The following is a 6,546-nucleotide window of genomic DNA, read 5'->3' as shown; positions in this document are numbered from 1 at the left end:
TTGCGGTCGCCCTGAAGGAGAACGGAGATTGCGAGCAGGGCGGCGTTGCCCTTGCCTTCCTTGAGCACGTTCAAGTCTTCGGCCAAGCCTTCGAAGCCCAAATTGTTGATGCCGAACGCAGCGAAGAGTTCCTTCTCGGCGGCCATCTTCGCCTTGGTTACAGAAGAATCCTTCCTCGTGACAAGGTACTGCACGCGGTCGTACTCGAGGTGGGTCACCAGGTTGATGTTCGCGGAGGAGCGTCCCTTCAGGTTGGTCAATGCGCGCAGCTTGATGGCGGCGGAACTGTTCTCGCCCGTCACCTCGTTGCGGTAGAAGCCGTCCGCCACAATGTAGGCAAACGCACTGTTCAATTTTACAGTCTTGATATCGAACGTGCCATCGGCGCGTTCAATCTTGCCGCCGAACGTCTTGCCGGTCTGCTTGAGCGAGCGGCCGTTCTGAAGTTCGTACGCCGTAATATCCGTACCGGTAACGAACGGGCCCTTCTGGCTCACGCCGCTTAGGCTAATAGCACTATCCAGAGTAACGCAGTCCTCGGCACTCACGTTAGCGTCGCATGCCTCGGGCTGTTCCACATAACCCGTCAGATCCATCGTGAAGGTCTCGGAACCGCAGGCGATTGTCGCGGTCAGTGTGGAGGATTCCTTTATGATACAGCCCGTGCCGTTCGTACCGTTGGTGCCATCGGTGCCCTTGTCACCTTTTGCGCCAGGTGCGCCGTCCTTGCCAGCTTCGCCCGGCTCACCCTTTACACCGGGAGCGCCGTCTTTTCCGTTCTTTACCGTGCCGATAGATTCCCCGTTACAGAAAATCTCGAAGCCCGTGCCGTCGCTGAGGCTCGTGGAGGTACAGACGTTGTCGCCCACGCTCACCGTGTTCGCGCCGAGCGCCATCCACTCCTTGCCGTCGCAGCCCAGGAACTCGTGAGTTTCGGTGATGAAAGCTGTCTGGCCCGCAATTTCCTTGGTACACTCGGGCAAATCCTTGCTCGTTTCCACAGCGCCAACGTTCGCGTTTATCTGCTCAGTGATGTCGTCACCGCAGGCAGAGAGCCCAAAGGCAAGAGCAGCGGCAAGGGCAAGAACAATACTTTCAGATCCTCGCCTACGCGAGGATGACGTCAAGCAAGAGTGTGACGCGGGTAGAAAACGGGTTAAACGTTTCATAAAACAGTCCTCATAAGGATACGAACTTATATTTTACATACAAATGTAGTAAAAAGGCGACATTTATGACAAATTCGCTTACTTCACGTTATAAATCGTGAGGGTCTTGCTGTATTCGTAGCCGACAACGAGAAGTGCTGTGCCGTTCGGGCTCTTTTCGGCGGGGATAAACAGCACGCCTTCGGGGCCACGGTCGCTCGGGTCAAGGTAATAGTCAACAAGTCTTGGCGAGGGGTTGCTTGTCTTGCCGAAATCGGTAATGTCGAATACGGCAATACCGCTCGTGCGTTCAAGCCCCACGAAGGCGTATCGCTTGCCCGCGACCTCGCCCACGGTCACATTTTCGGGTTCGCAGCCCTTGTCTTCGCTGCGGGAATCCATCTTGACCTTGTTCTTTTTCGCATTCCAGTTAAAGTAATCGGGAGCGACCTTCGCAATCATGCGTTCGAGCATATCGCCGCTATCCCAGACAAGCGCGCCTGTCGCACCGTCGAAGATGCTCACGCTGCGGGAACCGAACGTGTATGCGTACGGGCAACGGCCACCGGGCGCCATATCGGGCACGGCATCGCAACGTTCCAGGTTGCTCACGGAAATCCCGCCCAAATCCCTGACCAGCTCCGGAGTAAACACCTTCGGGTCCAAACGCCCCTGCTGCGAAAGCATCACGAGGCTCGTCACATCGGTCCAAGCCTTGTAATCGTTCACGGGAGCGCCCTCGTTCGCCGTAACCACAAAAGGCCTGCCGTTTACTACAAACGAAGAAATGCCATCGGGTTGGCGCAGTCCACGTAACGGGTAGTTCGCAATTTCAACTTTCGAATTCTTCTTGGCGTCGAGCCCGAACCCGGGAACGGAATGGTCGACAAACCCGAGCGGGTACACGTTCGTGATTTTCTTTGCGGCAATGTCCACGACCGCTATAGCATTGTTCTCTTGCAGGCTCACCCACGCCGTCTTGGAATCCGGCGAAACGGTGATGTACTCGGGCTCGAGCGACTTCACGAACCCCTGTGCTCCGGTTCTGCGGACCCCCTGCGCCATCAGCGATGCGGTATCGAGCCCGTCAAAGCCCGCAACCGCAATCTCGAGGCGTGACCACGGACCACTCTTCGGGGCGGTTACAATCGCGACACCGCCCTCGGGATCTTCGTGGAAATTCATGTCGGGAGAGCCCTCGCAGGCAACCAGGAGTGCCGAGCCATCGGGCGTAAACGTGAGCATGTCGGGCTGGTGGCAGACCTCGAAGAACCCGAGAACCTCGAGGCTGTCGGTATAGCGCATCACCTGCACATGGCCCTTTTTCCATTCAGGTGCGTTCAGCAGGCTCACTGCGAAAAGGTTCCCGTTCACCGTCACGCTCGAGGCATCGCCCCCCAGCGAAACAGTCCTTACGACCCTCGGCTTCGCCACGTCGGAAAGGTCGACAATTTCGAGCAGGTTATCGCCACCCACGACAAACAACTTCTTCTTTTCGGGCATGTACGCCGATATTTCCGCAGACTTCATGGGAATTGTCGCGAGCGGCTGCAGCGTAGCCCCCAACTGGAACTGGCCCGCAGGCGCATCGCCACCCTTCGCAAGGCATAGCCCCGCACCCAGCAACACCCCCATAACAGCACACAGTCCAAGTCTCATACGGCCTCCGTCAGTCAAAAATCAGCCAGAACAGGAGCGCCCCGACAAGCAGGCCTCCCATAAACGAAGACGAGCTCATCACGGCCGCCTTGCGGCGTTCCTCGTCGGCACGGTCCTTATCCTTCTCGCTCGCCTCGATAGCAATCCCGAGGGCCTTCGCGCAAACCTCGTTGTTCTGCTTCATCACCTGGTAACTCTGTTCCCAGTTGGCGCACTTGGCCTCTTCCACGACAACCGTCTTGCGGAGCGAATCCTTTTCCACCATGCACAGGCTGTCGCGAACCTGCATCACGCTATCGCGCAGGGCGAGTTCCTCTTGCATCACGTCTACCGGGACCATTTCTGCAGGAGCGGCGGGCGATTCACCCGCAGGCTGTGCGGGCGCGGCTTGAGTATTCGCAACTTGCGTATTTCCGGCATTAGACGGCGCATTGCCTGCATTAGACGGCGCGGCAAACGCGAACGCAACTGCAAAAAGTAGAACAGCGAAAGACTTCACGAACATCGGTTACAACCTACCTGGGCAACACGGCAGTCTTGAGCCACTTGCCGTCGGAATATTTCATGTAGTAGACACCCGGAGCGAGCGTAGCGGAATTCTTCACGATGGAGCCGTCGAGGGTACGGACCTGCACCACGCGGGCCGTTGCACCCTGGGCGGGAGCGGTCACGAGACGCGTAGAACCCTCGGAAGAACTGGACGCAGGTTCGGTTCCCGAAGAAGAACTTGCGGGTGCATCGCCGGACGAAGACGTTCCCGGTTCTGCAGAGGACGAAGTCTCGGGCTTCGTAGAAGAAGACGTGCTGACCACGCTCGAAGAGGATGCATCCAACCCGTGGCTGGACGAGGAATTCTCTTCGGAAGAGATCGGCCCCGGAGTCCCGCTGGACGACGAAACAACAGGGGTCTCGCTCGAAGAAGACTTGCCTTCGGAAGAGGAACTCGCGGGCGGATTGCTCGAAGAAGATTCGGGCAAGAGCGGCTTTCGGGAATCGACAAGCACTACCTTGAGAGCCTGGACGCGGACATATTCCGAGCGTATAGTCCTTGTCGGCTGGGAAAAATCCATAGCGTTACGAGCAACCTCGAAAACATGCAAGGAATCCATGCCAATAGAAGAGGAATAGGACCTGCCCGTCGCTCCGTAAGTATTACCATTAATAACCGTATCGAAAACGAACTCGTGGGTAAGCCCGACAAACCACCATTCAAAGGCGAATTCGAACGTCTTGGAAGCCAGCATGTAACCAGAATTGTAGCTATTGTCTTCAGGAATCTTTGCGGGAGCCATACCCAGCAAATTGTACGTATTCGTAGAATCGTAGCCATCCAGTTTCATGTTGTGAATATCGAAAATGTATGTAGCAATGCCATCTTACGAATTCTCTTTCCACTGCTTGCTATTATTCCATGTCGCATACTTGAACTCCGTACCTCGCCTTTCGCGACACTCCGCACTTATCGAAAGCGGAAGCTTGTTTGCGAACGATTTTGCACTGACCGTCACCGTCCTATACGATTCATGCCGCGTGGAGTTAGAGGAATCCTTCGCCCAGGTGTGCGGATTGCCGTACCAGTTCGATTCTTCAATATAGGCAGGCACAAGTTCAATCACAGGCTGTTCGCCAAGCGAAAGGGAATCGCAGACGTTCCGATACGGCGTATCATCTGCCGCATAGAGGGCGGGCACCATCGCGAGTGCCACAAGAGCAAGGAAAAACTTCTTCATAAAACCTCCCTTTTCTCCTAAATATATATCGTTTTCGCGCGAATCGTTAGCGGGCAGGGCTCGCCGGCAACCAAATCTGCAGGCATACTACCCGCGGGCAGCCAGAATGCGCTTCCAGCCGTCTTCGGGAATCTGCGCGCCCATCACCTGCACCACCTCGTTGGAGACGACGCTCCCGAGGTTGCCGCTGCGTTCCATGTCCCAGCCGTTCATGTAGCCGTACAGGAATCCCGATGCCCACAGGTCGCCGGCACCAGTCGTATCGATGGCCTTCGCGGGGCCAGCCTGCACGCGGGTAACCTTGCCGTCCTTCGCAATGAGGGCGCCACGCTTGCCAATCTTCACCACGGCAACCTTCGCCTTCTGTGCAAGAACATCAAGTGCAGCCTCTTCCTTCACGCCCGCATACGCATACGCCTCGTCCTCGTTCGCGATGATGATATCAATCATCTTATCGGCAAAGAGTTCATCGAACAGCTTGCGGCAGGCTTCCACCACGCCAAAGCTACTGAAGTCAAGCGCGGTTTCCACGCCCAGGCTACGCGCCAGCGTAAACGACTTCTTGAAGCAATCCGCATTAAACGCGCGGTAGCCTTCCGCATACAAGAGGCCCACGCCGTCGTAGAGTGCAGGCACAAAGTCCTCGCTCACAAGGAAGTCAGAAGCGCCGAGATACGTCCACATGGAGCGCTGGGCATCGGGTGTGACCGCACTGAACACGCAACCCGTAGCCGCATCGCTCATCCCGAGTTTCGATTCCACGCCGTTGCGTTCCAGGTGCTCGCGGAAAATTTTCCCGAGTTCGTCATCGCCGACCTTCGAGATAAACGCAGCCTTGCCGCCCAGGCGCGAGAGCCCGACCATCGTATTGCAGGTAGAGCCGCCCGGCACGCGCAGCGGGTTCTTGAGCGCCGCAAGGAACTTTTCCATCTGCGGCCAGTCCACCATGTTCATGCCGCCCTTCTGCACGCCCTGAGATTCAATCCATGCGTCATCCACGTTCGCGAGAATATCAACGAGGGCTGCGCCCATACCAAGAACTTTCTTCATAACATTTCCTCTAAAAATGCCCTGAACTAAAAGCCTCCCCTACGGCGGCGCAACTTTTCGCCCGCGCGCAGCAAGAACTGCCGTTCGGATTCGGTCAGCGAGTTGATTCCCTCGCTATTGACCTTCTTCAAGATTTCGTCCATGCGCTTCTGCTCATCGACGTAAAAGACCTCGCCCTCGATAGGCTCGTCACTGCGGGCAGGGCCATTGCGGTAAACGGTACCCTCGCCATCATTACGGCCACCATCGTGAACCTTAAAGCGACGGCTGCGGATTTTTTCTTCCATACTGCGGCGCGCCCCCGCAAGCGTATTGCCGAACCCGTGTTCGTACAGGTACATGTAAAGGAACCCGCCCACGACACCGCCCAGGTGGGCAAAGTGCGCCACGCCATCGCTCGAATGCGCCATGAACACGTCTACCGCGACCATGAACCACATCGCATACTTGATGCGCATTGGGAAAAAGAAGAACATCAAAAGCATACGGTCCGGGAAGAACTTGTAGTAGGCGACGAATATGCCCATCAACGCGCCCGAGGCGCCGATAATCGGGGCGTTCGTCATGCCGAGCCAGTACATCGCGAGGCTGAACACCGCAGCAAAAATCCCGCAGAAGAAATACATTCCCGTAAAGTGTTTGGAGCCCATCATGTCGGCGATATCACTGCCGAACATCCACAGCATGAGCATGTTGAAAAGAAAATGCCAGAAGTCCACATGCACGAACATGTAAGTCACAAAGCGCCACGCCTGCTCCGGAGCGAACGGCCAGAAGGCTCCAAAGTATGCAATGTATTCGGCAAGGTTTCCATAACCGAGGCCAGGCAGGTTCAGGTGCAAGCCGAGGATTTTCCCGCCCACATAGGCGAGCAGAAAAATTACCGCATTGACAATCAGCAGGGTCCGCAGGACTTTAGGTAAAAACTGGAAAGGTCTCATAGTAGTTGGTCACTGGTT

General features: G+C 56.3%; 7 protein-coding genes. All 7 read right to left on the bottom strand.

What is annotated here, in order from left to right; genetic code table 11:
* The coding region (locus BUB22_RS14210; protein ID WP_139259022.1) for a collagen-like triple helix repeat-containing protein at positions 1 to 1,169 on the bottom strand (1,169 nt) is incomplete at its 3' end.
* Between the two features lie 78 nt (positions 1,170 to 1,247).
* Positions 1,248 to 2,807, bottom strand: a complete 1,560-nt coding sequence (locus tag BUB22_RS14205; protein WP_254794757.1) for a choice-of-anchor I family protein — start codon at positions 2,805 to 2,807, stop codon at positions 1,248 to 1,250.
* A 10-nt stretch (positions 2,808 to 2,817) separates the two neighbouring features.
* Positions 2,818 to 3,312 carry a hypothetical protein gene (locus tag BUB22_RS14200; RefSeq protein ID WP_073116162.1) on the bottom strand — a complete coding sequence of 165 codons (495 nt, stop codon included), beginning with the start codon at positions 3,310 to 3,312 and terminating at the stop codon, positions 2,818 to 2,820.
* Positions 3,313 to 3,322: 10 nt separating this feature from the next.
* Positions 3,323 to 4,147, bottom strand: coding sequence for a hypothetical protein (locus tag BUB22_RS14195; RefSeq protein WP_073116160.1), 825 nt, complete (start codon positions 4,145 to 4,147; stop codon positions 3,323 to 3,325).
* A gap of 36 nt (positions 4,148 to 4,183) precedes the next feature.
* Entirely contained in the window at positions 4,184 to 4,537 is a 354-nt protein-coding gene (locus BUB22_RS14190; protein ID WP_073116156.1) for a hypothetical protein, read from the bottom strand.
* Positions 4,538 to 4,624: 87 nt separating this feature from the next.
* Positions 4,625 to 5,587: an adenosine kinase gene (locus BUB22_RS14185; protein ID WP_073116153.1), complete on the bottom strand. Its 963-nt coding sequence runs from the start codon at positions 5,585 to 5,587 to the stop codon at positions 4,625 to 4,627.
* 26 nt (positions 5,588 to 5,613) lie between these two features.
* A complete protein-coding gene (locus BUB22_RS14180) occupies positions 5,614 to 6,528 on the bottom strand; it encodes a rhomboid family protein (RefSeq protein WP_073116149.1) in 915 nt (304 codons plus the stop codon).
* Positions 6,529 to 6,546: the final 18 nt, after the last annotated feature.

This window comes from Fibrobacter sp. UWCM (genome assembly GCF_900129735.1).
Taxonomy (GTDB): Bacteria; Fibrobacterota; Fibrobacteria; order Fibrobacterales; family Fibrobacteraceae; genus Fibrobacter.
This window is presented reverse-complemented; position numbering and strand designations above follow the sequence as displayed.